This is a genomic window from Pseudomonas sp. Pme6b (assembly GCF_058129925.1).
On record NZ_CM176704.1, the window covers coordinates 2,646,704 to 2,672,183 of the forward strand.

The following is a 25,480-nucleotide window of genomic DNA, read 5'->3' on the forward strand; positions in this document are numbered from 1 at the left end:
GGTTGGGCGGGCACGCATGAGCTACTCTCAACATCGCTGACAAGTTGGGCAACCGGACTTCGCCCTGGAGTATTGTTATGGCGCCATTGAGAGTGGCTTGTGTGATCCCGACCTACAACGGACGCAAGGATCTGGAACGTCTACTGGACTCGCTGGCTACGCAGACTGCGAGCTTCGATACACTGATCGTCGACTCCAGTTCTTCAGATGGCACGCTGGAGCTGGCGCAAGCCCGTTGTGCCAACGTATTGCGCATCGACAGCAAGGACTTCAACCACGGTGGTACCCGGCAGATGATGGTCGATTTGCATCCCGACTACGACGTCTATGTCTATCTGACCCAGGACGCCTACGTTGAAGATATCAATGCCATTGCCAACATTCTGCTGCCTTTCGCAGACCCCAAGGTCGGCGCGGTCTGCGGGCGTCAATTGCCGCACAAGAACGCCAACCTGCTGGCCCAGCATGCACGGTTGTTCAATTACCCTCCGACTTCGCAGATCAAGACTCTGGCCGATGCACGCACGCTGGGCATCAAGACGCCATTCATGTCCAACTCGTTCGCGGCCTATCGCGGTGAAGCGTTGCGGGCGATTGGCGGCTTTCCCCGGCATGTGATTCTTTCCGAAGACATGTACGTCACCGCCAAAATGCTGATCGATGGCTGGAAAGCAGCCTATGAAGGTTCGGCTGTATGCCGTCATTCGCATAACTACAGCCTGCGTGAGGAGTTTTGCCGTTACTTTGATATCGGTGTGTTCCAGTCCCGTGAAGCGTGGATCTACGAAACCTTTGGCGGCATCGGCGGCGAGGGCATGCGTTACGTCAAGTCCGAGCTTAAATTCCTCGGCCCCCGGCGAATTCTCTGGTGGCCCATGTCGTTCGTACGTAATGCGCTGAAGCTGCTGGCCTACAAGCTGAGCAAGCAGGAAAAGCGCCTGCCCCGTGGTGTGAAGAAAAAACTCGGGATGTACAAGCGCTATTGGGACAGTCCTTACGCCTGACCGAACCCTGCGCCGGACGCTGAGCGCCCGGCGTCTGGCACATCAGCTTTTCGCAGCTTCTTCGTCCAGACGGTCGGCCTCGAACAGTTGCGCGAGGTCGGCCCTGGCTTCACGGGCGGTCTGCAGAACCTTGGCGTCGTCGTCATACACTTCATGTTGTGCGGCCAGCACCTGTTCGTCGTGGCGCTTGAAGCGACTGATGCGCGCATCGGCCTGTGCCTCGGTCAGGCCCAGCCCCATCAGGGTCTGACGGCTCATCTCCAGGCTTGAATAGAATGTCTCACGCACGGCATGAGCGCCAATGTCCATCAACCGGTGAACGTGCTGGCGGTTACGTGCACGGGCAATGATCTTCATGTGCGGATACAGCTTGCGGATCAACTCGGCGGTCTTGATGTTGGTGTCCGGATCATCCGTCGCAATGACGAAGTATTCCGCTTCATCAACCTTGGCTGCACGCAGTATTTCCGGGCGCAGCGGGTCGCCATAAAACACCGGCACATTGCCGAAGCTGCGCGAAAACTCGATCGATTCCACAGCGGTATCCAGAGCGATGAAAGGGATTTTCTGCGCCCGCAGGATCCGCGCTACGATTTGCCCCATACGGCCCATGCCAGCGATGACCACGCGTGGTTTGTCGGTCTGGATATCGCGGTACTCGTCCGGCACCTCGACAGGCTTGATCCTGGGTTTGATCCAGCGCGCCAGGGCAATGAACAGCAACGGCGTGATCGCCATCGACAAGGTGATGGTCAGCACCAGCATGTCGTAAAGCCCCGCCTCGAACAGCCCTTGAGCGCTGCCGATCTTGAACACCACGAAGGCAAATTCGCCACCGGCTGCCAACACCAGGCCCAATTGCAGCGCGCTGCGCTTATTGAGACCGCCAGCGGTACGACCGATCAGGAACAGCATCGGCAGCTTGATTCCGATCAACAGCAGCGTCAGGCCCAGCACCGCGAGGGGCGAACTGAGCAGCAAGCCGACGTTGGCACCCATGCCGACACTGATGAAGAACAGCCCCAGCAACAACCCTTTGAACGGTTCGATCTGTGCTTCCAGTTCGTGACGGTATTCGGAGTCTGCCAGTAGCAGACCGGCGAGAAATGCGCCCAGCGCCATGGACACGCCCACCAGTTCCATCAGCCACGCCGTACCAATCACTACCAGCAAGGCAGTGGCGGTCGAGACTTCCTGGATTTTGGTCTTGGCAACGATGCGAAATACCGGACGCAGCAAATAGCGGCCGCCGATCACCACAATGGCAATGCTGCCCAGCACGCGCAGGCCGTGGTTGATGCTTTCGCCGGTGTCCATTGCGTGATCGGCCCCGGCCAGGAATGGCACCATGGCAATCAAGGGAATTGCTGCAATGTCCTGAAACAGCAGGATAGCGAACGCCATCCGGCCATGCGGGCTATTCAACTGCTTGCGCTCGGCCAGACTCTGCAGGCCGAAGGCTGTGGATGACAGCGCCAGGCCAAGACCCAGAATGACCGCAGTGTTCAGCGACTGGCCGAAGGCAAACAACGCGATCCCGCCAATGACCAGGCCCGTCAGCAACACCTGCGCCATGCCTACGCCGAACACCGATTTGCGCATGACCCATAAACGCTTTGGCGACAGCTCCAGACCAATGATGAACAGCAGCAAGACCACGCCCAGCTCGGAAATGTGACTGACGCTCTCCGTATCGCCTATCAAGCCCAGCACCGAAGGGCCGATGATCACTCCCGCGAACAAATAGCCGATCACCGCGCCCAGCTTCAGGCGCTTGGCCAGCGGTACTGTCAGCACGGCGGCGAGTAGAAACACTACTGCGGCCTGCAACAGGCTGCCTTCATGGGGCATGTAAAACTCCTTGGTAATAATTGAACACACTGTTTGAGCAGGGCGGTATTAAAGCATGGGAGTTTTACACGGCAACGTTCATCGCGGCATGACAATAATCAACGCGGTTGATAGAGCGCGCGTGAAGGATGCGAAGGAGGGGAGCAGGGCAGGCTGACGATGCCATTCGTCGCGCATCGGCGTAAGCTATGCGCGCAAACAGGCAGTGCCAACTGCCCGCTCACGAGCATTCAGGAAACCGTTATGACCAACAAGCAGCGTTTGATTTACTCGATTCTGATCGCCCTCGGCGTTCTGGCGATCATGCTGGGCTTGTCGCACCTGCAAAACAGCGGTGTCATCACCGAAAAAACCTTTCAGTACATCGCAATCAGCGTGGCCGTACTGGTCGTGATTCTTAACGGGATCATGCGCCGCAAGGTCAAGCGGTAAGCGCGGCAAGTGGCAAGGATGACGAGGCCCGTTTTACTGGGCACCATCCTTGCTCGCATCACCCAGCCATTGTCGGGCACGAGGGTGCAGGCTGTAGGTCTTGTCGTCATTGAGGTGAATCACGCCTTCATCGCACAGGCGCTTGAGCACTTCGCGCACACTTAGAAACGACAGCGGTACATCAAGCCTGAGCAGCTGGCTGTGCACGCCCCGTACTCCCAATGGCTGGCCTTCCTCGCTCGATACCAGAAGCGCATCGAGCACCTTGAGCCTGACCAGGCTGGTACGCAGACCAAAGCTTTTCAGGAGCAGTCGGATGTGCTCGTTTCCGGGCCGCTCTGTCTCCAGAGCGGGCGACTGTGCCTGCGCAGCCAGTGCTGTTTGGCGCAGCAGGGTGCGAGTCGTGATTCCTTGGCGATTGAACATCCACAAACTCCTTTTCAGGCTTTTTTTAAACAATCTCAGTTACTAAGACGAACGAGCGCAGCAAAACCTCAGTTATCAATGGAAAAAAATAAAAACGCCAACACGCACGGGGTGGCCGCAGCGCTGTGCGTTTCAGGGTAGATGAAGATCGGGCAGTCGCGAGGGGACGGTTGATCCGGCGATCGGCGGATACAAAATCGCTCTGCGTCAGTCAGGTGCGCGAGAGCGCTCAGCCTTTCGGAGCGTCGGGTATCCGGCGGTTGAGCACCGGGTTGCCGTTCTGGTTCTGCGTGACATAAACCGGCAGCACCTTGGGCAGAGAGGCCAGCAGGCTGGACAGGTCGCGCGTGTTGAAACTGCCGCCAAGGCGCATGGCACCGGTTGCGGTATCGGCCAGCAGAATAGGCGTTTGCAGGTAGCGATTGATCAGTGGCAAGGCCTGGCTGAGAGGCAGATCATTGAAGATCAGCTTGCCATTACGCCACGCCAGGCTCGAATCCTTTGTGTCGGTCTGGCTGATCAGGGGCGCGTCGTCGCCTGCCTTGTAGCTGGCCTGCATGCCAGGGTCAAGATGATGGCTTGACGACGGATGTGCGCGATCACTGCTGACCTGAACCGAGCCCTCGACCAGCGTTACACGTACCTGGTCCTGATACATCCACACATTGAAGCGTGTGCCCGTGACCTTGATGCTGCCCTTGCCGGCATCGACTACAAAAGGGTGTGTGTTGTCGTGGCTGACCTCAAAGAACGCCTCACCCTTTTTCAGCGTGACGCTGCGTCGATCCTTGTAGCTGGCGTAGGTCAGCTCGGTGCCGAGGTTCAGTTCGGCACGGCTGCCATCTGCCAGTACCACAAGACGCGTCGCGGTATCGGCGTTGTAGGACTCGTAGGTGTCAGGCAGCCAGCCCTGATTCCAGCCCACATAACCGGTGACCGGCACAGCCAGAGCAATGACCGCCGCGGCAGCCGCGAGTGGTGCCACGCGGCGCTTGCGACGAAGTACGGGCTGGTTGCTCTGTGTAGCCTGAATCGGGAGTGCCGGGGCCGGATTGAGCGGTTCGATTTGTCCGGTAATGTCCCAGACTTCCCGCATCGCCTCATACTCCACCGCATGCAAAGGATGGGCTTTCAGCCATTGCTCGAACGCTTTCCGTTCTGCGGCGGTGCAGTCTTCGGCGTGCAGGCGCATGCACCAATGCGCAGCGGCATCGGTGATCGCGTCGTGTTCTGCCTTGCTGAAAAGAGGGTCGCTCATGGGCGCTCCGGCCTATACCGTCGGCGCATTCTACCCTTGGATGTCAGGGAGAGAGAACATTTGCAGGATATTACCCGTCAACGCACAGCGTAATTCCTTGTGAATGCAAGCAGCTCTCATTGAAACCTTTCCGCGACAATCGAGTACGTGTAGTGCGCAGGGAGTTTTTTTGCAGGGCCTGCAGCGCTACTCTCGGTGCTGTTATTTCGTGTGGTTGTTCCCGGTACCTTGCCATGACATGAACAGGAGTCTCAGATGTCCGCCATCCCTAACGATCAGCCGGTCCGGACGATTTCATATCAGCAACTGGAAGATTTATTGCGGCGGATCTTCCTTGCACACGGCACCTCCCCGGAGGTTGCCGATGTGCTTGCCGAGAACTGCGCCAGCGCTCAGCGCGACGGCTCGCACAGTCATGGCATCTTTCGCATGCCTGGCTACATCTCATCGCTGAACAGCGGCTGGGTGGATGGCAAGGCAGTGCCGTTGATCGAGGATGTCGGTGCTGCATTTGTCAGGGTCGACGCCGGCAACGGCTTTGCCCAGCCTGCGCTGGCGGCGGCCAGTTCATTGCTGATCGACAAAGTGCGCAGTGCCGGGATTGCGGTTCTGGCGATACGCAATTCTCATCACTTTGCCGCGCTGTGGCCGGATGTCGAACCTTTCGCCGAACAGGGGCTGGTCGCCCTGAGCATGGTCAACAGTATGACCTGCGTTGTGCCACACGGTGCGCGTCAGCCCCTGTTCGGCACCAACCCTATTGCCTTCGCTGCACCGCGTGCGGGGGGCGAGCCTGTTGTTTTCGACCTGGCAACCAGCGCCATTGCCCATGGTGATGTTCAGATCGCAGCGCGGGAAGGGCGATTGCTACCAGCGGGTATGGGCGTGGACCGCGAGGGCCGGCCTACTGAAGATCCTCGCGCCATTCTCGATGGCGGGGCACTACTGCCCTTTGGCGGTCATAAGGGGTCCGCATTGTCGATGATGGTCGAACTGCTGGCGGCAGGGCTGACAGGCGGTAACTTCTCCTTTGAGTTCGACTGGTCGAAGCATCCCGGCGCGCGGACACCCTGGACAGGTCAGTTGCTGATCGTCATCGATCCGGACAAAGGCAGCGGTCAGCATTTTGCACTGCGTAGCGAGGAACTGGTAAGGCAGCTCCACGGGGCAGGGCAGGAGCGACTGCCGGGGGACCGACGCTACAGCGAGCGTGCGCGGTCGATGGCGCACGGTATCGACATCGCTGAGGCTGATCTGGAGCGCTTGCAGGGTCTGGCGGGCGGTTGAGCCGTTTACAAATTCGCTGACCATTCGTCGCAGTCAGTCTTGTGTCGGCGCTCGGTTCTAAATACTGTATGCATGAACAGTAAAGAGCGAACGAGGTCTGTCATGTCCCTTAAGTCAGTGCAAAGCCCGGTTGCTCAGCAGCATCGTACCCTCTCTACCGTCAATGAAATGCAGCGTGAGGATTTCCTCCGGCTGGCGGCAGGTCTTCGTCAGTTCAATGGCTACGAGCAGGATGTATCGATAGCCATTGCGGCAGCCCGCGCGAGTGGCGAATTCCGTCAGGCCAGCGCGATGGAATAGTGCGGCTGGTAGCGGCCATGATGCGTCTCGGGTTGATTGTGAGTATATGTAGCGTATATGCTTCATATATTAAATTTGAGGTGAATCATGGGTCTGGTAAAGATTTCCGAAAACATGCACGCCAACCTGCGCTCTGCCAGCGTTGCGCTCAGTCGCTCCATCAATGCGCAGGCTGAGCACTGGATGCGCATCGGCATGCTTGCCGAATTGCACCCGGCACTGGATTACAGCGAGATCTGCCAGATGTTGATCCGTATCGAGAACGCAGGCGGCACGGTGCTGACTGCTTCGAACTTCAACGTTGCAGAGCTTTCTGCGTCCAGCCTTTCCAAGGCGGCCTCATGAGCAGCGCCATCGGTATCAAGACCGAACAGGACCTTGTGCAGTTGCGCATAGCCGGCAGGCTGGCTGCCGATGTACTCGCAATGATCACGCCTTACGTCAAGGCTGGCGTAAGCACCGAAGTGCTGGACGATATCTGCAACGAGTACATCGTCAAGGAGTTGAAAGTGATTCCCGCGAATGTGGGCTATCACGGTTTTACCAAGACCACCTGCATCTCTCCCAATGCAGTGGTCTGTCATGGCATACCTTCTGCCACCGATATTCTGAAAGATGGCGATATCGTCAATATCGATGTCGCGGTCATCAAGGATGGCTGGTACGGCGATACCAGCCGTATGTATCTGGTCGGGGAGGTCAGCCCCTTGGCAAAACGTCTTGTCGAGACGACCTACGAAGCAACCCGCGCCGGTATTCATGCAGTGCGTCCGGGGGCGACGCTGGGTGATATCGGTTATGCCATTCAGAGCATCGCTCATCGTGAAGGCTTCAGTGTGGTGCGTGAATATTGCGGGCACGGCATTGGCCGCAAGTACCATGAAGAGCCTCAGGTTCTGCACTACGGCGCTCAGGGCAAGGGCCTCAGGCTAAAGCCGGGCATGGTGTTCACCATCGAACCGATGATCAATGCCGGCAGGGCCGGTACTCGTACCTTGCCGGATGGCTGGACGGTTCTGACCAGCGATCTTTCATTGTCTGCGCAATGGGAGCATATGGTTGCAGTCACTTCGACCGGTTTTGAACTGCTGACGCCCTGGCCTGAGGGGACGGGCGATTATCCTGCCATTTAAACGTCAGTGGTCTGGCGATTTATGTACACAAAAAATGGCCTTGTCGAAAGGCCATTTTTTTGATCAGGGGTGATGTTTCAGTACTGCGGCGAAGATCTTTTCCAGCGTACTTCTGTTACGCCAAAACGCTCGGCTTGCAAGGTCGCCATTCCTATCGGCCCAGCAGACATATTGCCACTCACTGTGCCGACGCCGGCGTGTAGCGTTGCGCAGTGCAATGCGTCGCACTGGCACATTTGCCTGGTCTGGTGCAGAAAGCAACGAGGTTCGCCATTGAACTGATAGTGAATTTCAAATTCCGTTTGATGATTCATCTTTCCTGCTCGTAAGCCTGACGGCATGCCATCAAAATAGTGTGATTGTTCCAGTGGGGCATGCGCGAGAAGCCTTCTCCGGTCACGCTGCTGTCTTCAGAGCGTAGAACGAAAATCGCGTTGTTTCGAGATGTAGTTGCCAGTTGTCCGATGAGTGGTTTTGGATTCACTCAAACGCATGAATGGATGACCTAATGGTCATCCAAGCGAAGATCTTCTGTTTTGAAACAAGCTTCATTTACATGCCTTGAGGTCTACCGGGCCGACAAAATCATTACCCCGACCCATAACGCAGGCGACCTGCTGATTGCGTTGGCGCTCCCAGGCCTGCGGAGGATAAGTCTTGTCCCAGGCTTGATAAAGCTGTTGGTCCTGACGCGACAGGCGCAAGTTGTATTGCTTGCTCATGTAGAAGTAGGTGCGGGCGATCATGCCGCGAATGGAAGGGCGAGGCATGACCTTTTTCGCCTTGAAATCCACTTGCGACAGGCAAGAACCGTACTGGCCTTTTTGCTCGGGTACCCAGCCAAAGCTGAAGTTGCTGCGGTCGCCATTCACTTCGCCGATGCTGGGCACCAGGTTATGCAGGTCTGCCTCGGCGCGTTTATAAACGGCATCGGTCTTTGTGCAGTTTTTGCGCCCGCCGTTCTGCCAGCATTGGCGCAGATGGCCGATCTGCCAGGCTGGAACAATGTGCTCCCATTCAATGCGACTGGCGCGCTTGGCGCTCTTGCGCGGGACATAGCCGCAGCCAGCAATATCGACCCGGTTGCCGGTGTATTTACAGCCGCAGTAAAATTCGGTCGATTGTGGTGCGTATAACCCCCAGGCGACTTTCTTGGCTTCGCTGAAAGTACGCGGAGCTTGGGCCTGAGCGCTGAATGAAGCGGTGATGAGCAGGGTGGTGCAAAGCAGTGTCGAGAATCGAAACATCATGCCGTCAGTCTTCCTTCGGCAACGTCCAGAATATTTGCACACCACCATCGTCGCGCCAGGCGAGGGTGACGTTGTCGTTCTCGGCTATTTCTTCAAGAAGCTGCGCCCAGTCGTCCTCTGACTCATCCGGTTGACGAAAAAGCAGGGCAGCCCTGGATTTCTGAGCGGTAGGCGAGTTGATGATCTTCTGTACCCGCATGCCCATGCGCTCGTAAGGGCCGGGAGTGGAGGCGGTCGCTGCGGTTTGTTTGGCCACGGATAGGGTTCCTGATTTTCGCTGTACGGGCATACAGTATTTCAGTGTCGGATCTTTCGCAACATCTATGTAAGATAAAGCGCTTGAAATGGCACACTATTGTCTTGAAAAACCAACGCTCCCGGAGTCGCGCATGAATATCAAGTCACTGACATTTCCGTTACTGGCCGCAACTGCTGTACTGCTGGCAGGCTGTTCCACGCCTTCGGTCGTCACGCTTCAGAACGGCACACAATACATCACCAAGGACATGCCCAAGACCAAGAGTCGTGATGGTTTCTACGAGTTTGAAGACATCTCCGGCAAGAGAGTCCGGATCAAGGCCGACGAAGTGGCTACGGTCAGACCGGAGGAGTGAAATCCGACTGAACGCTAATGCTCGTTCGCTGTGCAGTTGGGGGCGAGCAGTACACACAGATTTCATTTCCGACGGATTGACAAACCCTGCGGGTTTTTTCATAGTTCATCCCTCGCAAACGTTTGCGTGTTGATGCATTGCATCGACCCTGCGTCGTTCGCCCGAACAATAATCACAAGATCGGAGATGAACTCATGAAGCTGCCATTTGCTGGACGCCTTCTCGCTGTCGCCATGTTCGCTGCTGTCACGGCAGTCATGCCCCTCTCTGCTGCATACGCTCAGACGCCTGAAAAACCCAAGGTCGCACTGGTGATGAAGTCGCTCGCCAATGAATTTTTCCTGACCATGGAAGACGGTGCCAAGGCTTATCAGAAAGAGCACGCCACCGACTTCGACCTTATTTCCAACGGGATCAAGGACGAGTCAGACACCTCTGCGCAGATTCGTATTGTTGAGCAGATGATTGTCTCCAAAGTCGACGCCCTGGTGATCGCGCCTGCCGACTCCAAGGCGTTGGTGCCGGTGCTCAAGAAAGCTACAGACGCCGGTATCAAAGTCGTCAATATCGACAACCAGCTTGATCCCGACGTGCTCAAAAGCAAAAGCCTGATGATCCCGTTCGTGGGGCCGGACAACCGCAAAGGTGCCGAGCTGGTAGGCGACTACCTGGCCAAGCAACTCAAGAGCGGTGACGAAGTCGGCATTATCGAAGGCGTGCCGACCACCACCAACGCTCAGCAACGCACCGCCGGTTTCAAGGATGCCATGGACAAGGCGCAGATGAAGATCGTGTCTGTGCAGTCCGGCAACTGGGAAATCGACAAGGGCAACGCCGTTGCTTCGGCGATGCTCAATGAATACCCGAACCTGAAGGCCCTGCTGGCCGGCAATGACAGCATGGCCCTGGGGGCGGTTTCTGCGGTGCGTGCAGCAGGCAAGGCTGGCAAGGTCATGGTGGTGGGTTACGACAACATCAACGCGATCAAACCGATGCTCAAGGACGGCCGAGTGTTGGCCACTGCTGACCAGTTTGCAGCCAAACAAGCGGTCTTCGGTATTGAAGCTGCGTTGAAGCTGGTCAAAGGCGAGAAGGTCGACACCAACGAAAAAGGCGTCATCGAAACGCCGGTAGAGCTCGTTACCAAACCTTGATCCACGCCGCGTAAAGGTGCCCGTCCTTGAAGGACGGGCGCTGGGAGAAATCTATGTCAGCGTCTGTTCAGACAGCTGTTCTTTCGGTCAGTGGCATCGGTAAAACCTACGCTCAACCCGTGCTCGGTGACGTCGATCTGACGTTGATGCGTGGCGAAGTGCTGGCCCTGACCGGGGAAAACGGTGCCGGTAAAAGCACCTTGTCGAAAATCATTGGCGGCCTGGTGACGCCCACTACCGGGCGCATGGAGTTTCAAGGGCAGCCTTATGAACCTGCGAGTCGTACCCAGGCCGAAAGGCTCGGGGTTCGCATGGTCATGCAGGAACTGAACCTGCTGCCGACCCTGACCGTTGCCGAAAACCTGTTCCTTGACGACCTGCCGCGTCGTGCTGGCTGGATCGACCGCAAGCGCCTGCGTGAAAACGCGATCAAGGCTATGGCTCAAGTGGGGCTGGACGCTATTGATCCCGATACGCTGGTCGGCGATTTGGGCATCGGTCATCAGCAGATGGTCGAGATCGCTCGCAACCTGGTTGGCGACTGCCATGTGCTGATCCTCGACGAGCCTACTGCCATGCTCACCTCCCGCGAGGTGGAAATGCTGTTCGAGCAGATCACGCGATTGCAGGCTCGTGGCGTCTCGATCATCTACATCTCCCACCGGCTTGAGGAGCTTGCCAGGGTGTCTCAGCGCATAGCCGTACTGCGCGATGGCAAGCTGGTGTGCGTCGAGCCGATTGCCCTTTACAACAGCGAGCAACTGGTCACGTTGATGGTCGGCCGTGAACTTGGCGAACACATGGACATGGGTGCCCGGCAGATTGGCGAAGTAGCGCTGTCAGTCAAGGGGCTCAGTCGTGCCGGCAAGGTTCAGGATGTTTCCTTCGATGTGCGACGAGGTGAAATCTTCGGTATTTCCGGGCTGATCGGTGCCGGGCGCACCGAGTTGCTGCGCCTGATCTACGGTGCAGATGTTGCCGACAGTGGTGCGATTGAAGTTGGGCAGCCACTGCAAGCCGTCACCATCCGTTCACCCTCGGACGCCGTGGGGCACGGTATTGCCCTGATCACGGAAGACCGCAAGAGTGAAGGACTGCTGATGTCGCAGTCAATCAGCGCCAACATTGCGCTGGGTAATATGCATTCGATCTCCAGAGCAGGCCTGGTCAACACCGATGACGAACTGAAGCTGGCGCAGCGCCAGGTGGCTGCCATGCGTATTCGCAGTTCCAGTCCGGACCAGCTGGTCTCCGAGCTGTCAGGCGGTAATCAGCAGAAGGTCGTGATCGGTCGCTGGCTGGAACGTGATTGCCCGGTGATGCTGTTCGACGAACCGACCCGAGGTATCGACGTCGGTGCCAAATTCGATATCTACGCGCTGCTGGCCGAATTGACCCGTCAGGGCAGGGCGCTGGTGGTGGTTTCCAGTGATCTGCGCGAACTGATGTTGATCTGCGATCGTATCGGTGTGCTGTCTGCCGGTCGCCTGATCGACACGTTTGAGCGCGACAGCTGGACCCAGGACCAATTGCTTGCCGCTGCCTTTGCCGGTTATCAGAAACGTGACGCGCTGCTCAATAACGCCGCGCCCAGGAACGACTCATGAAAAATACTCCTTCTCCGACGCTGACCGTGCCGGCCCGTCGCGGCGGCAATTACTTTGGTCTTGGCACCTACATCGGGCTGGCGGGTGCGCTGCTGGTGATGATCGTGCTGTTTTCCCTGCTCAGCGATCACTTTCTGTCCTATCAGACATTCAGCATGCTGGCCAACCAGATCCCTGACCTGATGGTGCTGTCGGTCGGCATGACGCTTATCCTCATCATCGGCGGTATCGACCTGTCCGTTGGGTCGGTGCTGGCGCTGGCTGCTTCGGCTGTGAGTGTGGCCATCCTGGGCTGGGGCTGGAGTGTGTTCCCGGCCGCCTTGCTAGGCATCGCCTGCGCGACCCTGGCCGGTACGATTACCGGCTCCATTACTGTTGCCTGGCGCATCCCTTCGTTCATCGTCTCCCTCGGTGTGCTTGAGATGGCCCGTGGCGCGGCCTACCAGATGACCAATTCGCGCACCGCTTATATCGGTGATTCGTTCGCCTGGCTGTCTGACCCGATCGCGTTCGGTATCGCGCCGTCCTTCATCATCGCACTGCTGGTTATTTTCATTCCTCAGGCGGTGCTGACCCGTACCGTTTTTGGTCGCTACCTGATCGGCATCGGCACCAATGAAGAAGCGGTGCGTCTGGCCGGTATCAATCCCAAACCCTACAAGATTCTGGTGTTCTCGCTGATGGGCCTGTTGGCCGGTGTGGCGGCGCTGTTTCAGATATCGCGACTGGAAGCGGCTGATCCGAATGCCGGTGCCGGGCTTGAGCTGCAAGTGATTGCCGCCGTCGTGATCGGTGGCACCAGCCTGATGGGCGGGCGCGGTTCGATCATCAGTACTTTTTTCGGCGTGCTGATCATTTCGGTACTGGCCGCAGGCCTGGCGCAGATCGGTGCGACCGAGCCGACCAAACGCATCATCACTGGTGCGGTGATTGTGATCGCAGTAGTGCTGGACACCTACCGCAGTCACCGGGCACGGCGCCAGGGCTGATATGGCGACTATCAAGGATGTCGCGGCGCTGGCGGGAATCTCGTACACCACGGTTTCCCATGTGCTGAACAAGACCCGGCCGGTGAGCGAGCCGGTCAGGCTCAAGGTCGAGGCGGCCATCGCGCAGCTCGATTATGTGCCCAGCGCCGTGGCGCGTTCGCTGAAGGCCAGGAGCACATCGACTATCGGCCTGTTGATTCCCAACGGCATGAATCCGTATTTCGCCGAGTTGGCGAGGGGCATCGAGGACTACTGTGAGCGCAACGGTTTTTGCGTGATCCTCTGTAATTCCGACGACAACCCGGAAAAACAGCGCAGTTACCTGCGTGTTTTGCTGGAAAAGCGCGTTGACGGGTTGATTGTCTCGTCTGTGGCGGGTGATGCCAGTGTTGCCTGTGGCCTCACCGAGGTGCGCACGCCGCTGGTAATCGTCGACCGCGAGCTGCAAGGCATCGAAGCTGACATGGTGCGCATCGATCACGAGCAGGGTGCCTGGCTGGCAACCCGACATCTGCTGGATCTCGGGCATCGTCACATTGCCTGCATTGGCGGACCGCGCGACAGCATGGTTGCCGAAATGCGCCTGGCGGGTTATCGGCGGGCCATGCAGCAGGCATCTGTCGAGGTCGGCCCGGATTGGGCGGTGCACAGCGAATTTACCAGTTCGGCTGGCCATGCGGCTGCGAAGCTGCTGCTGGCCGGTCATGCGCCAACAGCGATCTTTGCCGGCAACGATGTCATCGCCATCGGTGTGCTGCGCGCTGCCGCCGAGCGTTCGATTCGCGTGCCTCAGGATCTGTCGGTCATCGGCTTTGATGACATTCAGATGAGCCGCTACGTCTATCCGGCCCTCACCACCGTGGGGCAATCGATCATGCAACTGGGCGAAACCGCCGCCGAAATGTTGTTAAACCGAATCGCCGCACCGCATACAGTTCCTGTCGAAAAAAGACTCGTGACGCCTTGCGTCGTGGTGCGCGAGTCCACGGCAGCGCCGAACACTTTGTCCAATGAATGACGCGCACGCACAGCAACGGATTAATGAGACATGCAAGCAAAAATAGTGATAGTGGGCAGCCTGAACATGGATCTGGTCATCCGCGCCCAGCGTCTGCCGCGCCCCGGCGAGACGCTGAGCGGGGAGACGTTCGACACCGTGCCTGGCGGTAAAGGCGCCAACCAGGCAGTTGCCGCAGCGCGCCTGGGTGGCAGTGTGGCGATGATCGGCTGTGTGGGGGCCGATGCCTGCGGGGAACAGCTGCGTGCAGCACTGCTGGCCGAGCATATCGACTGTCAGGCCGTGACGGTCGTTGAAGGCGTGTCCACCGGGATCGCTTCGATTGTGGTCGACGCCAGCAGTCAGAATGCAATTGTCATCGTTGCTGGAGGCAATGGTCGGCTCACTCCGGCATTGATCGAGCGTTTCGACGCATTGCTGGCGGGTTCCGGGATCGTCATTTGCCAGCTTGAAGTACCGACTGAAACAGTTTTCCACACCCTTACCCGCGCCCGCGCGCTGGGCAAGACCGTCATTCTCAATCCTGCCCCGGCCAGCGAGCCTTTGCCGGCAAACTGGTATGGCCTGATCGACTATCTGATCCCCAATGAAAGCGAGGCACAGACCCTGACCGGTGTGACTGTCGACTCCTCGGCGGCGGCTGAAGAGGCGGCAGCGGCCATGCTGGCGGCCGGGGCGCGCAACGTAATCATTACCCTGGGTGAGCGTGGAACCCTGTTCGCCAGTGCTGCGGGCGTGGAACATATCCCTGCGCGTCGTGTACAGGCCGTGGACACCACCGCTGCAGGTGATACCTTTGTCGGTGGTTTTGCCGCAGCACTGGCGGCGGGTCAGAGTGAATCGCAGGCCATTCGCTTCGGTCAGGCCGCGGCAGCCATATCCGTGACCCGCGCGGGTGCCCAGCCGTCCATCCCGACGTTCGAGGAAGTAAAGGAATTCGATTCACTATGAAAAAGACCCCGCTACTCAACATTGCCCTGTCTCGCGTCATTGCGTCGCTGGGGCATGGCGACATCCTGATGATCGTCGACGCTGGAATGCCAGTACCGGCAGGCGTCGAGCTGATCGACCTGGCGCTGACTCGCGGCGTACCTGATTTCGTCAGTGTGCTGGACGTGGTGCTGAGTGAGATGCAGGTCGAAAGCCATGTGCTGGCCAACGAAATGGCCGAGGTCAAACCTCCCGCATTGCAGGTCATCGAAAGCCTGAACCTCGATGATCAATTGGGTCAGCAGCGCTGGATAAGCCATGAGGACCTGAAAGTATTGAGCCGCAAGGCCAGGGCAATCATCCGTACCGGAGAATGCCAGCCGTACAGTAATGTGGCGCTGGTTTCCGGAGTTGTGTTCTAGCTATCAAGAAAGGGAGTTTCATATGACGTTGATGCAGTTTTCCAGACAGTTCATTCGTGGAGCATTGCTCTTGTCCATACTGAGTAGCGCTGCCGTTCAGGCGGCAGAAAAGCGTTATCTGATCATCGATACCGACCCTGGCGCGGACGACGTCGTTGCGTTGCTGCTGGCGCTGGCGTCACCCGAAGAATTGAACGTGATGGCGATCACCACCGTGGCCGGCAATGTCCGTCTGGACAAGACCTCGCGCAATGCCAGGCTGGCGCGTGAATGGGCCGGGCGTGAAGAAGTGCCGGTGTATGCCGGTGCGCCCAAACCGTTGGTGCGCACACCTATCTACGCCGAAAACGTTCACGGTCAGGAGGGGTTGCCCGGCGTGCCCGTGCATGAGCCAGCCAAGGGGTTGGCCGACGGTAATGCAGTCGATTACCTGATCCGCACCTTGAGCAAGGCCAAGCCGCACAGCATCACTATCGCCATGCTCGGTCCGCAGACCAACCTGGCGCTGGCGCTCGTGCAGGCACCGGAAATCACCCAGGGCATCAAGGAAGTGGTGGTCATGGGGGGCGCGCATTTCAACGGCGGTAACATCACGCCGGTTGCCGAATTCAACCTGTTTGCTGACCCGCATGCTGCGCAGATCGTTCTGGCCAGTGGTGTGAAGCTTACTTACGTACCGTTGGACGTGACCCACAAGATCCTGACCAGCGAACAACGCCTCAAGCAGATTGCCGCACTGGGCAATAACGCCGGCAAGCTGGTCGACGGCATTCTCAATGAATACGTCAAACTGGACATGGAGCATTACGGCTTGCCCGGTGGGCCGGTTCACGACGCCAGTGTCATTGCCTGGTTGCTCAAGCCCGAGTTGTTTTCCGGGCGGCAGATCAACGTTGCGGTCGACACCCGCGAGGGCATTGGTTTCGGCCAGACGGTGGCTGACTGGTACGGCACGCTCAAGCAGCCGCAGAATGTATTCTGGGTCGAGAATGGCAACGCTCAGGGTTTCTTCGATCTGCTGACCGAGCGTCTGGCGCGACTGAAGTAACCCATCACGCGGGCTGCAACAGGTGCATCAGACCGGCAGCCCTGCCGTGGCATAACGGCTCAGTACCTGGCTGATGAAGGCGCGGGCACCCTCGGTGCCCAGTTCCTTGATCAGCAGGTCGACGGCAATGATCATCAGCTCTTCCGGGTTTCCGGGGCTGTGCGAGCAGTGGCCCTGAGGCCATCTGGCCTTGATGTCTGCATCCAGAGTTATGGCTGTCATGTCTGTTGATCTCCAGTAAAGGGTCACGCACTACGCTGTTCGCTTCCCGGCGCTTGCGTCTCTCGCAGTAAACCATCCCGCGCACATTTTGACACTTCTACTTACATCTCATCCCGATAGTCCGAGTCTATGGCCATAGGTTGTAAACGTTTTGTGACGATTTCACCGCGCGCCTTGTGTGATCCCAAGGCAGACTCTCGGCCCAGGCAGATCAACAGGTTACCGATGGCTTCTCAACTTAGGTGTGCAACCAACGCGCCTGAGTGCGGTCGGACAGGTCTGGAATGTTTTATTGGCAGAGGAGGGTGTATGCCCCGGAAGTTCGCAACATTGGGTTTTGTGGTCGTGGCGTCGTTGCTGGCAGGATGCAGCAGCACGTCCTCTGATAAGGGCGCTGAAGCGTCCGTCAAGGCAGACGCACCCGCATCCGCCAGTAACGCGATACCTGGCCGTTGTGATGCAGGGCTTGGCCAGTTCGCAATCGGCAAGCCAGCGTCCATCGACCTTCTGTCACAAGTGCGCGCCCGTACCGGTTCTCAGGATGCCCGCATTCTCGGGCCTGACGATATGGTTACGCTGGAATACCGATCCGAGCGGGTAAACGTCAATACCGACGCTTCGGGAAAGGTGACACGCATCAACTGCGGTTGAGTCGGCACTTTTCTGTGGCGCATAAAAAACCCCGTCAGTGACGGGGTTTTTTTGCGCCGAATGAATCAGTCAACGCGGACTTGTTCTGCCTGCATGCCTTTCTGGCCTTTAGCAGCAACAAAAGAAACGGTCTGGCCTTCTTTCAGGCTTTTGAAACCGTCGCTTTCGATCGCTTTGAAGTGTACGAACAGGTCGTCACCGCCACCCTGTGGAGTGATAAAGCCGAAGCCTTTTTCATCGTTGAACCATTTTACGGTGCCGGTTTGGCGATTAGACATGGTGTATCTCCAGAAACATAATTTTCAATAACGTGCTGCTCAGGCCAACTGGGCACACGGGCCTATCATAGTCGAAATGCGCAAAAAGACAGCTACTAAGGTGATCTCTTTAGTCTGGGTCGCTGCATATGCAAAGCGTCATACACATAAAGTGGCTAAATGATGTCTCTGCCAGTCTTGCATCAAGACTATTCGGGATATGCTGAAAGCCCCGCTCTGCAAGGCTTTCAGGTTGGCGGCGGGGCGTAGCTCTCGGCATTTCAGGCATCTGCTTTACTGCGTTAAAAAAATGATTTATTTTTATTTGGTGCAGTTTTCGGCAACCAGTTTCTGCAGTTTTTGCGTCAATGCAGGGGCAGGAGCGCTATCGTTACTGCTCAATGCTTCGATTTCCTGCTGAGAAAACTCCTTGTTCACTACCCGGGCGCTGCAATCGCAATGAGCCTGCGCGGCCTTGGCATCTTGCTTGTGCTGATTCGCCGCAGCGATGCATTCCTGGGTGAACGTGTCTTGCACGGTTTTTTCCATGGCAGCCTGAGCGCCCCAAGGGGCCATGACGGCGGCGCAGGCGAGGAGTGCGGACAGACGGGAAAGCTTCATGGTGTTCTCCTTTTGCTGACTTTAGTGAACAAGGAAACGTACAGGATCCTGACTGGTTAAGACGCCCATCACGCCTGCCAGTTCAGGTGACGTGTTATTTGGCGTGATTTACGCATATGAACGTCCGGTGTCGGCCGAGCTGTGCTAGGATGCGCGTCCTGTTATTTTCAAGTGTCCCCATGGCTGATGGCTTTGGACGCGACGCAGGCAGGTTTTTCGTACATTCCAGTCATCTGGTCCGGTTCAAGGTTGGCCCCAAGGCTCCTGCCACTGTGAGGCAGGCATACCACCGGATCACGTACTGGCTCATCCCAACCCACGTGACCTTTGGTAGGGGTCACCACTAGGAGAGGAGGCGCCATGCCAACTATTACTCTTCCCGACGGCAGTCAACGTTCATTCGATCATGCGGTTTCCGTAGCCGATGTCGCGCTTTCAATCGGTGCCGGGCTGGCCAAGGCCACCGTGGCCGGCAAGGTTGACGGCAAGCTCGTCGACGCCTGCGACCTGATCGAAAACGATGCCAGCCTGCAGATCATCACCCCCAAGGATCAGGAAGGACTGGAAATAATCCGTCACTCTTGCGCTCACCTGGTCGGGCATGCGGTCAAGCAGTTGTATCCGACTGCAAAAATGGTCATCGGCCCGGTGATCGACGACGGCTTCTATTACGATATCGCCTACGAGCGCCCGTTCACGCCTGACGACATGGCGGCGATCGAGCAGCGCATGCAGCAGCTGATCGAAAAAGATTACGACGTCATCAAGAAAGTCACCCCGCGCGCTGAAGTGATCGAGGTGTTCACCGCCCGTCATGAAGACTACAAGCTGCGCCTGGTCGAAGACATGCCGAACGAGCAGGCCATGGGCCTGTATTACCACGAAGAATACGTCGACATGTGCCGTGGCCCGCACGTGCCGAATACGCGTTTCCTGAAATCGTTCAAGCTGACCAAGCTGTCCGGTGCCTACTGGCGCGGTGACGCCAAGAACGAGCAATTGCAGCGTGTCTACGGCACTGCCTGGGCTGACAAGAAGCAGCTGGCTGCCTACATTCAGCGCATCGAAGAAGCCGAAAAGCGCGATCATCGCAAGATCGGCAAGCGCCTCGGCCTGTTCCATACCCAGGAAGAAGCGCCGGGTATGGTGTTCTGGCATCCGCAGGGCTGGACCCTGTATCAGGTGCTCGAGCAGTACATGCGCAAAGTGCAGCGCGAGAATGGCTACCTCGAGATAAAGACCCCACAAGTGGTCGATCGCTCGCTCTGGGAGAAATCCGGGCACTGGGCCAACTACGCTGACAACATGTTCACCACCGAGTCCGAGAGCCGCGACTACGCGATCAAGCCGATGAACTGCCCTTGCCACGTGCAGGTGTTCAATCAGGGCCTGAAGAGCTATCGCGAGCTGCCGATGCGTCTGGCCGAGTTCGGTGCCTGCCACCGTAACGAGCCGTCGGGGGCCTTGCATGGCATCATGCGTGTGCGTGGCTTCACTCAGGACGATGCTCATATCTTCTGTACCGAAGATCAGATGCAGGCCGAATCTGCCGCATTCATCAAGCTGACGCTGGATGTCTACGCCGATTTCGGTTTCAAGGACATCGAACTCAAATTGTCCACTCGCCCTGAAAAGCGTGTAGGCTCCGACGAGCTTTGGGACCGTGCCGAGACGGCGCTGGCCTCTGCGCTCGACAGTGCTGGTCTGCCCTATGATCTGCAGCCGGGCGAAGGCGCGTTCTACGGTCCGAAAATCGAGTTTTCCCTGAAGGACTGCCTCGGCCGGGTCTGGCAGTGCGGCACCTTGCAGCTGGACTTCAACTTGCCGATCCGTTTGAGCGCCGAGTACGTTTCGGAAGACAACAGTCGCAAGAATCCGGTCATGTTGCACCGTGCGATCCTTGGGTCTTTCGAGCGTTTCATCGGAATTCTGATCGAGCATTACGAGGGCGCGTTTCCAGCCTGGCTGGCGCCTACTCAGGCAGTGATCATGAATATCACTGACAAACAGGCCGATTTTGCCCTTGAAGTGGAAAAAACTCTGGCTGAAAGCGGGTTTCGTGCCAAGTCCGACTTGAGAAATGAAAAGATCGGCTTTAAAATCCGCGAGCATACTTTGCTCAAGGTTCCTTATCTCCTCGTGATTGGAGATCGGGAGGTTGAAATGCAAACTGTCGCTGTGCGTACACGTGAAGGCGCTGACCTTGGCTCGATGCCGGTTGCCCAATTCGCTGAATTCCTCGCACAAGCGGTTTCCCGGCGTGGTCGCCAAGATACGGAGTAATTATTATTAAGCGTGAAATGAGACAAGATAAACGAGCTGCACCCAAGGCCCCGATCAATGAAAATATCTCGGCCCGCGAGGTTCGTTTAATTGGCGCTGACGGCGAGCAGATTGGCATCGTCTCGATTGATGAAGCGCTTCGTATTGCCGAAGAGGCTAAGCTGGATCTGGTAGAGATTTCTGCCGACGCACTTCCTCCGGTCTGCCGTGTGATGGATTACGGCAAATCGATCTTCGAGAAGAAGAAGCAGGTTGCTGCAGCGAAGAAAAACCAGAAGCAGATCCAGGTTAAAGAAATCAAGTTTCGTCCAGGGACGGAGGAAGGGGATTACCAGGTAAAACTACGCAACCTGGTACGTTTCCTGAGTGACGGGGACAGGGCCAAGGTATCGTTGAGATTCCGCGGTCGTGAGATGGCCCACCAGGAGCTGGGTATGGAGCTGTTGAAGCGGGTTGAAGGTGACCTGCTCGAATACGGTTCCGTCGAACAGCATCCTAAGATGGAAGGACGCCAGCTGATCATGGTCATCGCCCCGAAAAAGAAGAAATAACCACCAGGGCACGGCAGGCCTTGCGGTTATATTTATCAACTGAATGCGGAGTATCCGAACATGCCAAAGATGAAGACTAAAAGTGGTGCAGCTAAGCGGTTTTTGAAAACCGCCAACGGCATCAAGCACAAACACGCTTTCAAGAGCCACATCCTGACCAAAATGTCGACAAAGCGTAAGCGTCAACTGCGCGGTAGCAGCTTGCTGCATCCGTCTGACGTGGCAAAAGTCGAGCGCATGCTGCGCCTTCGTTAATTTTGATCAAGATATAGAGGAAGTAACTCATGGCTCGTGTAAAGCGTGGCGTCATTGCCCGTAAGCGTCACAAAAAAATTCTGAAACTTGCAAAAGGCTACTACGGCGCGCGTTCACGCGTATTCCGTGTTGCCAAGCAAGCGGTAATCAAGGCAGGCCAATACGCCTACCGTGACCGTCGTCAGAAAAAACGTCAGTTCCGCGCTCTGTGGATCGCTCGTATCAACGCTGGTGCTCGTGTTAACGGTCTGTCCTACAGCCGTTTCATTGCCGGCCTGAAAAAAGCGTCCATCGAGATCGACCGTAAGGTTCTGGCTGATCTGGCAGTGAACGAAAAAGCGGCGTTTGCTGCGATTGTCGAGAAAGCTAAAGCCACCTTGGCCTAAGTCCCCGACAATCACTGGCCCCGGTTCTCCGGGGTCGGTGTTAAACGTCATAAATAGGGGAAGAGCCTTCAGCTCTTCCCCTATTTTGTATCTGGAGTCTGTACATGGAAAACCTGGACGCGCTGGTCTCTCAAGCTCTTGAGGCTGTGCAAAGCGCCGAAGATATCAATGCCCTGGAGCAAATCCGGGTTCACTACCTCGGCAAGAAAGGCGAGTTGACTCAGGTGATGAAGACCCTGGGGAACCTGCCAGCTGAAGAGCGTCCGCAAGTCGGTGCGCTGATCAACGTTGCCAAGGAGCGTGTCACAGAGGTTCTCAATGCACGCAAGGCATCGTTCGAGCAGGCAGAACTGACTGCCAAACTCGCCGCCGAATGCATCGACGTGACCCTGCCGGGCCGCGGCCAGACCTCCGGTGGTCTGCACCCGATTACCCGTACTCTGGAACGTATCGAACAATTCTTCACGCACATTGGCTACGGCATCGCCGAAGGCCCTGAAGTCGAAGACGATTACCACAACTTCGAGGCGCTCAACATCCCAGGCCATCACCCGGCCCGGTCGATGCATGACACCTTCTATTTCAATGCGAACATGCTGCTGCGCACCCATACCTCACCGGTACAGGTCCGCACCATGGAATCGCAACAGCCGCCGATCCGCATTGTCTGCCCAGGCCGTGTGTACCGTAGCGACTCCGATATCACCCACTCGCCGATGTTCCACCAGATCGAAGGTCTGCTGGTTGATCGCGACATCAACTTTGCCGACCTGAAAGGCACCATCGAAGAATTTCTGCGGGTGTTCTTCGAGAAAGAGCTGGCCGTGCGCTTCCGTCCTTCGTATTTCCCGTTCACCGAGCCGTCGGCAGAAGTGGATATGGAATGCGTGATGTGCAGCGGCAAGGGCTGCCGTGTCTGCAAGCAGACTGGCTGGCTTGAAGTCATGGGCTGCGGTATGGTCCACCCGAACGTGCTGCGCATGTCGGGCATCGACCCTGAAGAGTTTCAGGGCTTCGCGTTCGGCATGGGCGTAGAGCGTCTGGCCATGCTGCGTTACGGCGTCAATGATTTGCGCCTGTTCTTCGACAACGATTTGCGGTTCCTCGCGCAATTTCGCTAAGTCGTAACTAACCTTTCAGGAGAGCAGGATGAAATTCAGTGAACAATGGCTGCGTGGCTGGGTAAGCCCGCAGGTTTCCCGCGACGAGCTGGTTGCTCGTCTGTCGATGGCCGGTCTTGAGGTTGACAGCGTCACGCTGGCCGCCGGCGTTTTCAGTGGGGTGGTCGTGGGTGAGGTGCTGGGCACCGAACAACACCCCGATGCCGACAAGCTGCGCGTGTGCCAGGTCAGCAATGGCAGCGAAACCTTTCAGGTTGTGTGTGGCGCGCCGAACGTGCGACCCGGTCTGAAAATTCCATTTGCCATGATCGGCGCCGAGCTTCCGGGCGATTTCAAGATCAAGAAAGCCAAGCTGCGTGGCGTCGAGTCCAACGGCATGCTGTGTTCGGCTGCCGAGTTGCAGGCCGGCGAGGGTAATGATGGCCTGATGGAGCTGGCCGCCGATGCGCCGGTCGGTGAAGACATTCGTGTCTACCTGAACCTGGATGACGCCAGCATTGAGGTCGACCTGACCCCGAACCGTGGCGACTGTTTGTCAGTAGCAGGCCTGGCGCGTGAAGTCGGCGCGTTGTACGCCGCTGACGTGACCCGTCCGCAGATCGCTGCTGTCGCTGCTGTACACGATGAAGTGCGCCCGGTTGAAGTATTGGCTCCGGCTGCATGCCCGCGTTACCTGGGCCGCGTCATCCGCAACGTTGATCTGTCGCGTCCTACTCCGTTGTGGATGGTCGAGCGTCTGCGTCGTTCCGACGTGCGCAGCATCGATGCCGCTGTCGATATCACCAACTATGTGATGCTCGAGCTGGGTCAGCCTCTGCATGCTTTCGATCTGGCCGAAATCAACGGCGGCATTCGTGTGCGCATGGCGGAGGAGGGCGAGAAGCTCGTTCTGCTCGACGGTCAGGAAGTCAGCCTGCGTGCCGACACCCTGGTCATTGCCGACCACCAGCGTGCTCTGGCAATTGCCGGTGTCATGGGTGGCGAGCATAGCGGCGTAACTGCCGGTACTCGTGACATCTTCCTGGAAAGTGCTTTCTTCGACACCATCTCGGTGGCTGGCAAGGCGCGTTCCTACGGTCTGCACACCGATGCCTCGCACCGTTACGAGCGTGGTGTTGACTGGCAACTGGCCCGTGAAGCCATGGAGCGTGCGACTGGCCTGCTGCTGGAAATCATCGGTGGTGAGGCTGGTCCGATAACAGAAGTGGTCAGCGAACAGCATTTGCCATCGATTGCTCCGGTTACGTTGCGCGCCAGTCGCGTCGAGCAGATGCTCGGTCTGGTCATTGAAAACGCCGAAATCGAGCGTCTGCTGACAGGTCTGGGCCTTGCTGTGGCTGCCGAAGCCGACGGCCAGTGGCGTGTAGAAGTGCCAAGTCATCGCTTCGACATTAGCCTTGAGGTAGATCTGATCGAAGAGCTGGCACGTCTGTACGGTTACAACCGTCTGCCGGTCCGCTACCCGCAAGCCCGTCTTGCTCCTCAGGCCAAGGCCGAAGCCAAGGGCGATCTGCCCGAGCTGCGCCGCCTGCTGGTTGCCCGCGGTTATCAGGAAGCTATTACTTACAGCTTCATTGACCCGAAATGGTTCGAACTGTTCTCGCCGGGCGCCAAGCCACTGTTGCTGGCCAACCCGATTTCCAATGACATGGCCGCCATGCGCGCCTCGCTATGGCCGGGTCTGGTCAAAGCGCTGCAGCACAACCTCAACCGCCAGCAGGACCGCGTACGCATGTTCGAAAGCGGCCTGCGCTTCGTCGGTCAGCTTGACGGCTTGAAGCAAGAGCCGATGCTGGCGGGTGTGGTATGCGGCAGCCGTCTGCCGGAAGGTTGGGCGCAAGGCCGTGATGCGGTCGACTTCTTCGACGTCAAGGCTGACGTCGAAGCGGTTCTGGGGTTTGCCGGTGCGCTGGGTGAGTTCACCTTCAAACCGGGCCAGCATCCCGCCTTGCACCCAGGCCAGACAGCTCGCATCGAGCGTGATGGTCGCGAAGTCGGCTTCCTGGGTGCCATTCACCCGGAACTGTCGAAAACCCTGGGCCTGGATCGTCCGGTCTTTGTTTTCGAGCTGGTTCTGGCTGAAGTATCGACAGGCCGTCTGCCGAAATTCCACGAGCTGTCGCGCTTCCCGGAAGTGCGTCGCGACCTGGCATTGCTGGCTGATCGCGACGTTTCGGCCAGTGCCGTTCTGGACGTTATTCGTGAAAATGCAGGCGAGTGGCTCACAGACCTCAGGTTATTTGATGTTTACCAGGGTAAAGGCATTGATCCGCATAGAAAAAGCCTTGCAGTCGGCTTGACCTGGCAGCATCCATCGCGCACTCTTAATGACGATGAGGTAAACGCAACGACACTTGCTATCCTCACCTCGCTTGAGGAGAGGTTAAACGCCACGTTAAGGAAGTAGCGT

The 25,480-nt window shown here is 57.5% G+C and carries 30 protein-coding genes; 21 read left to right on the forward strand and 9 right to left on the reverse strand.

Annotated elements, in window-relative coordinates:
• The first annotated feature begins 77 nt into the window (after positions 1-77).
• Positions 78-1,004, forward strand: a complete 927-nt coding sequence (locus AC4ANE_RS11855) for a glycosyltransferase family 2 protein (RefSeq protein WP_002553133.1) — start codon at positions 78-80, stop codon at positions 1,002-1,004.
• A 42-nt stretch (positions 1,005-1,046) separates the two neighbouring features.
• On the opposite strand, the gene AC4ANE_RS11860 is transcribed toward AC4ANE_RS11855, so the two are convergent.
• Positions 1,047-2,855: a monovalent cation:proton antiporter-2 (CPA2) family protein gene (locus AC4ANE_RS11860; RefSeq protein ID WP_002553134.1), complete on the reverse strand. Its 1,809-nt coding sequence runs from the start codon at positions 2,853-2,855 to the stop codon at positions 1,047-1,049.
• A gap of 243 nt (positions 2,856-3,098) precedes the next feature.
• Between AC4ANE_RS11860 and AC4ANE_RS11865 the strand changes: the two genes are divergently transcribed.
• The gene (locus AC4ANE_RS11865) at positions 3,099-3,287 is read left to right on the forward strand and encodes a hypothetical protein (protein WP_005779813.1); all 189 of its coding nucleotides are present in this window, start codon (positions 3,099-3,101) and stop codon (positions 3,285-3,287) included.
• A 33-nt stretch (positions 3,288-3,320) separates the two neighbouring features.
• Here AC4ANE_RS11865 and AC4ANE_RS11870 read toward each other — a convergent pair whose 3' ends face one another.
• Together AC4ANE_RS11870 and AC4ANE_RS11875 are read right to left on the reverse strand one after the other, a co-directional pair.
• A complete protein-coding gene (locus AC4ANE_RS11870) occupies positions 3,321-3,713 on the reverse strand; it encodes a Fe2+/Zn2+ uptake regulation protein (RefSeq protein WP_002553137.1) in 393 nt (130 codons plus the stop codon).
• 229 nt (positions 3,714-3,942) lie between these two features.
• Positions 3,943-4,971 (reverse strand): FecR family protein, encoded by a 1,029-nt coding sequence (locus tag AC4ANE_RS11875; protein WP_460408941.1) that lies wholly within the window; start codon positions 4,969-4,971, stop codon positions 3,943-3,945.
• 255 nt (positions 4,972-5,226) lie between these two features.
• Here AC4ANE_RS11875 and AC4ANE_RS11880 point away from each other — a divergent pair, with 255 nt between their 5' ends.
• The 4 genes from AC4ANE_RS11880 to map all read left to right on the forward strand — a co-directional run bounded on the left by AC4ANE_RS11880 (position 5,227) and on the right by map (position 7,691).
• Positions 5,227-6,258: an Ldh family oxidoreductase gene (locus tag AC4ANE_RS11880; protein ID WP_002553139.1), complete on the forward strand. Its 1,032-nt coding sequence runs from the start codon at positions 5,227-5,229 to the stop codon at positions 6,256-6,258.
• A 102-nt stretch (positions 6,259-6,360) separates the two neighbouring features.
• Entirely contained in the window at positions 6,361-6,558 is a 198-nt protein-coding gene (locus AC4ANE_RS11885) for a hypothetical protein (protein ID WP_031595220.1), read from the forward strand.
• An 87-nt stretch (positions 6,559-6,645) separates the two neighbouring features.
• On the forward strand, positions 6,646-6,903 hold the full coding sequence (locus AC4ANE_RS11890; protein ID WP_002553140.1) for a ParD-like family protein: 258 nt from the start codon (positions 6,646-6,648) through the stop codon (positions 6,901-6,903).
• Complete coding sequence (gene map, locus AC4ANE_RS11895) at positions 6,900-7,691, forward strand: type I methionyl aminopeptidase (RefSeq protein WP_460408942.1); 792 nt, start codon at positions 6,900-6,902, stop codon at positions 7,689-7,691. Before AC4ANE_RS11890 ends, map begins: the two co-directional genes overlap by 4 nt.
• A 77-nt stretch (positions 7,692-7,768) precedes the next feature.
• On the opposite strand, the gene AC4ANE_RS11900 is transcribed toward map, so the two are convergent.
• The 3 genes from AC4ANE_RS11900 to AC4ANE_RS11910 form a co-directional block, all read right to left on the reverse strand.
• The gene (locus AC4ANE_RS11900; protein ID WP_002553142.1) at positions 7,769-8,005 is read right to left on the reverse strand and encodes a DUF6555 family protein; all 237 of its coding nucleotides are present in this window, start codon (positions 8,003-8,005) and stop codon (positions 7,769-7,771) included.
• Positions 8,006-8,239: 234 nt separating this feature from the next.
• Positions 8,240-8,941, reverse strand: coding sequence for an endonuclease (locus AC4ANE_RS11905; protein ID WP_002553143.1), 702 nt, complete (start codon positions 8,939-8,941; stop codon positions 8,240-8,242).
• Between the two features lie 4 nt (positions 8,942-8,945).
• Positions 8,946-9,197: a DUF1654 domain-containing protein gene (locus AC4ANE_RS11910; protein WP_004662361.1), complete on the reverse strand. Its 252-nt coding sequence runs from the start codon at positions 9,195-9,197 to the stop codon at positions 8,946-8,948.
• A 133-nt stretch (positions 9,198-9,330) separates the two neighbouring features.
• Here AC4ANE_RS11910 and AC4ANE_RS11915 point away from each other — a divergent pair, with 133 nt between their 5' ends.
• The 8 genes from AC4ANE_RS11915 to AC4ANE_RS11950 all read left to right on the forward strand — a co-directional run bounded on the left by AC4ANE_RS11915 (position 9,331) and on the right by AC4ANE_RS11950 (position 16,723).
• Entirely contained in the window at positions 9,331-9,555 is a 225-nt protein-coding gene (locus tag AC4ANE_RS11915; protein WP_002553145.1) for a YgdI/YgdR family lipoprotein, read from the forward strand.
• 233 nt (positions 9,556-9,788) lie between these two features.
• Complete coding sequence (locus AC4ANE_RS11920) at positions 9,789-10,709, forward strand: sugar ABC transporter substrate-binding protein (RefSeq protein WP_369812058.1); 921 nt, start codon at positions 9,789-9,791, stop codon at positions 10,707-10,709.
• Positions 10,710-10,762: 53 nt separating this feature from the next.
• A complete protein-coding gene (locus AC4ANE_RS11925) occupies positions 10,763-12,316 on the forward strand; it encodes a sugar ABC transporter ATP-binding protein (RefSeq protein ID WP_002553147.1) in 1,554 nt (517 codons plus the stop codon).
• Positions 12,313-13,305 carry an ABC transporter permease gene (locus AC4ANE_RS11930; RefSeq protein ID WP_460408943.1) on the forward strand — a complete coding sequence of 331 codons (993 nt, stop codon included), beginning with the start codon at positions 12,313-12,315 and terminating at the stop codon, positions 13,303-13,305. Before AC4ANE_RS11925 ends, AC4ANE_RS11930 begins: the two co-directional genes overlap by 4 nt.
• Before the next feature lies 1 nt (position 13,306).
• Complete coding sequence (locus AC4ANE_RS11935; RefSeq protein ID WP_002553149.1) at positions 13,307-14,323, forward strand: LacI family DNA-binding transcriptional regulator; 1,017 nt, start codon at positions 13,307-13,309, stop codon at positions 14,321-14,323.
• A 30-nt stretch (positions 14,324-14,353) separates the two neighbouring features.
• Positions 14,354-15,274 (forward strand): ribokinase, encoded by a 921-nt coding sequence (rbsK, locus tag AC4ANE_RS11940; RefSeq protein WP_031595216.1) that lies wholly within the window; start codon positions 14,354-14,356, stop codon positions 15,272-15,274.
• Positions 15,271-15,675: a D-ribose pyranase gene (gene rbsD / locus AC4ANE_RS11945; RefSeq protein ID WP_002553152.1), complete on the forward strand. Its 405-nt coding sequence runs from the start codon at positions 15,271-15,273 to the stop codon at positions 15,673-15,675. The genes rbsK and rbsD overlap by 4 nt, the downstream gene beginning before the upstream one ends.
• 22 nt (positions 15,676-15,697) lie before the next feature.
• Positions 15,698-16,723: a nucleoside hydrolase gene (locus AC4ANE_RS11950; protein ID WP_460408944.1), complete on the forward strand. Its 1,026-nt coding sequence runs from the start codon at positions 15,698-15,700 to the stop codon at positions 16,721-16,723.
• A 27-nt stretch (positions 16,724-16,750) separates the two neighbouring features.
• On the opposite strand, the gene AC4ANE_RS11955 is transcribed toward AC4ANE_RS11950, so the two are convergent.
• On the reverse strand, positions 16,751-16,945 hold the full coding sequence (locus AC4ANE_RS11955; protein ID WP_002553154.1) for a hypothetical protein: 195 nt from the start codon (positions 16,943-16,945) through the stop codon (positions 16,751-16,753).
• Between the two features lie 309 nt (positions 16,946-17,254).
• Between AC4ANE_RS11955 and AC4ANE_RS11960 the strand changes: the two genes are divergently transcribed.
• Positions 17,255-17,596: an I78 family peptidase inhibitor gene (locus tag AC4ANE_RS11960; protein WP_002553155.1), complete on the forward strand. Its 342-nt coding sequence runs from the start codon at positions 17,255-17,257 to the stop codon at positions 17,594-17,596.
• A gap of 65 nt (positions 17,597-17,661) precedes the next feature.
• Here the strand turns inward: AC4ANE_RS11960 and AC4ANE_RS11965 are convergent, their stop codons facing one another.
• Positions 17,662-17,874, reverse strand: a complete 213-nt coding sequence (locus AC4ANE_RS11965; protein WP_002553156.1) for a cold-shock protein — start codon at positions 17,872-17,874, stop codon at positions 17,662-17,664.
• Positions 17,875-18,174: 300 nt separating this feature from the next.
• The gene (locus AC4ANE_RS11970) at positions 18,175-18,474 is read right to left on the reverse strand and encodes a hypothetical protein (protein ID WP_002553157.1); all 300 of its coding nucleotides are present in this window, start codon (positions 18,472-18,474) and stop codon (positions 18,175-18,177) included.
• A 360-nt stretch (positions 18,475-18,834) separates the two neighbouring features.
• On the opposite strand from AC4ANE_RS11970, the gene thrS reads away from it, so the two are divergent.
• The 6 genes from thrS to pheT all read left to right on the forward strand — a co-directional run bounded on the left by thrS (position 18,835) and on the right by pheT (position 25,477).
• Entirely contained in the window at positions 18,835-20,757 is a 1,923-nt protein-coding gene (gene thrS / locus AC4ANE_RS11975) for a threonine--tRNA ligase (protein ID WP_002553158.1), read from the forward strand.
• Complete coding sequence (infC, locus tag AC4ANE_RS11980; RefSeq protein WP_170855886.1) at positions 20,757-21,308, forward strand: translation initiation factor IF-3; 552 nt, start codon at positions 20,757-20,759, stop codon at positions 21,306-21,308. Before thrS ends, infC begins: the two co-directional genes overlap by 1 nt.
• Before the next feature lie 60 nt (positions 21,309-21,368).
• Positions 21,369-21,563: a 50S ribosomal protein L35 gene (rpmI, locus tag AC4ANE_RS11985; protein WP_002553160.1), complete on the forward strand. Its 195-nt coding sequence runs from the start codon at positions 21,369-21,371 to the stop codon at positions 21,561-21,563.
• A 29-nt stretch (positions 21,564-21,592) separates the two neighbouring features.
• Entirely contained in the window at positions 21,593-21,949 is a 357-nt protein-coding gene (gene rplT, locus AC4ANE_RS11990) for a 50S ribosomal protein L20 (protein ID WP_002553161.1), read from the forward strand.
• A gap of 104 nt (positions 21,950-22,053) precedes the next feature.
• Entirely contained in the window at positions 22,054-23,070 is a 1,017-nt protein-coding gene (pheS, locus tag AC4ANE_RS11995) for a phenylalanine--tRNA ligase subunit alpha (RefSeq protein WP_002553162.1), read from the forward strand.
• Positions 23,071-23,098: 28 nt separating this feature from the next.
• The gene (gene pheT, locus AC4ANE_RS12000) at positions 23,099-25,477 is read left to right on the forward strand and encodes a phenylalanine--tRNA ligase subunit beta (RefSeq protein WP_002553163.1); all 2,379 of its coding nucleotides are present in this window, start codon (positions 23,099-23,101) and stop codon (positions 25,475-25,477) included.
• Positions 25,478-25,480: the final 3 nt, after the last annotated feature.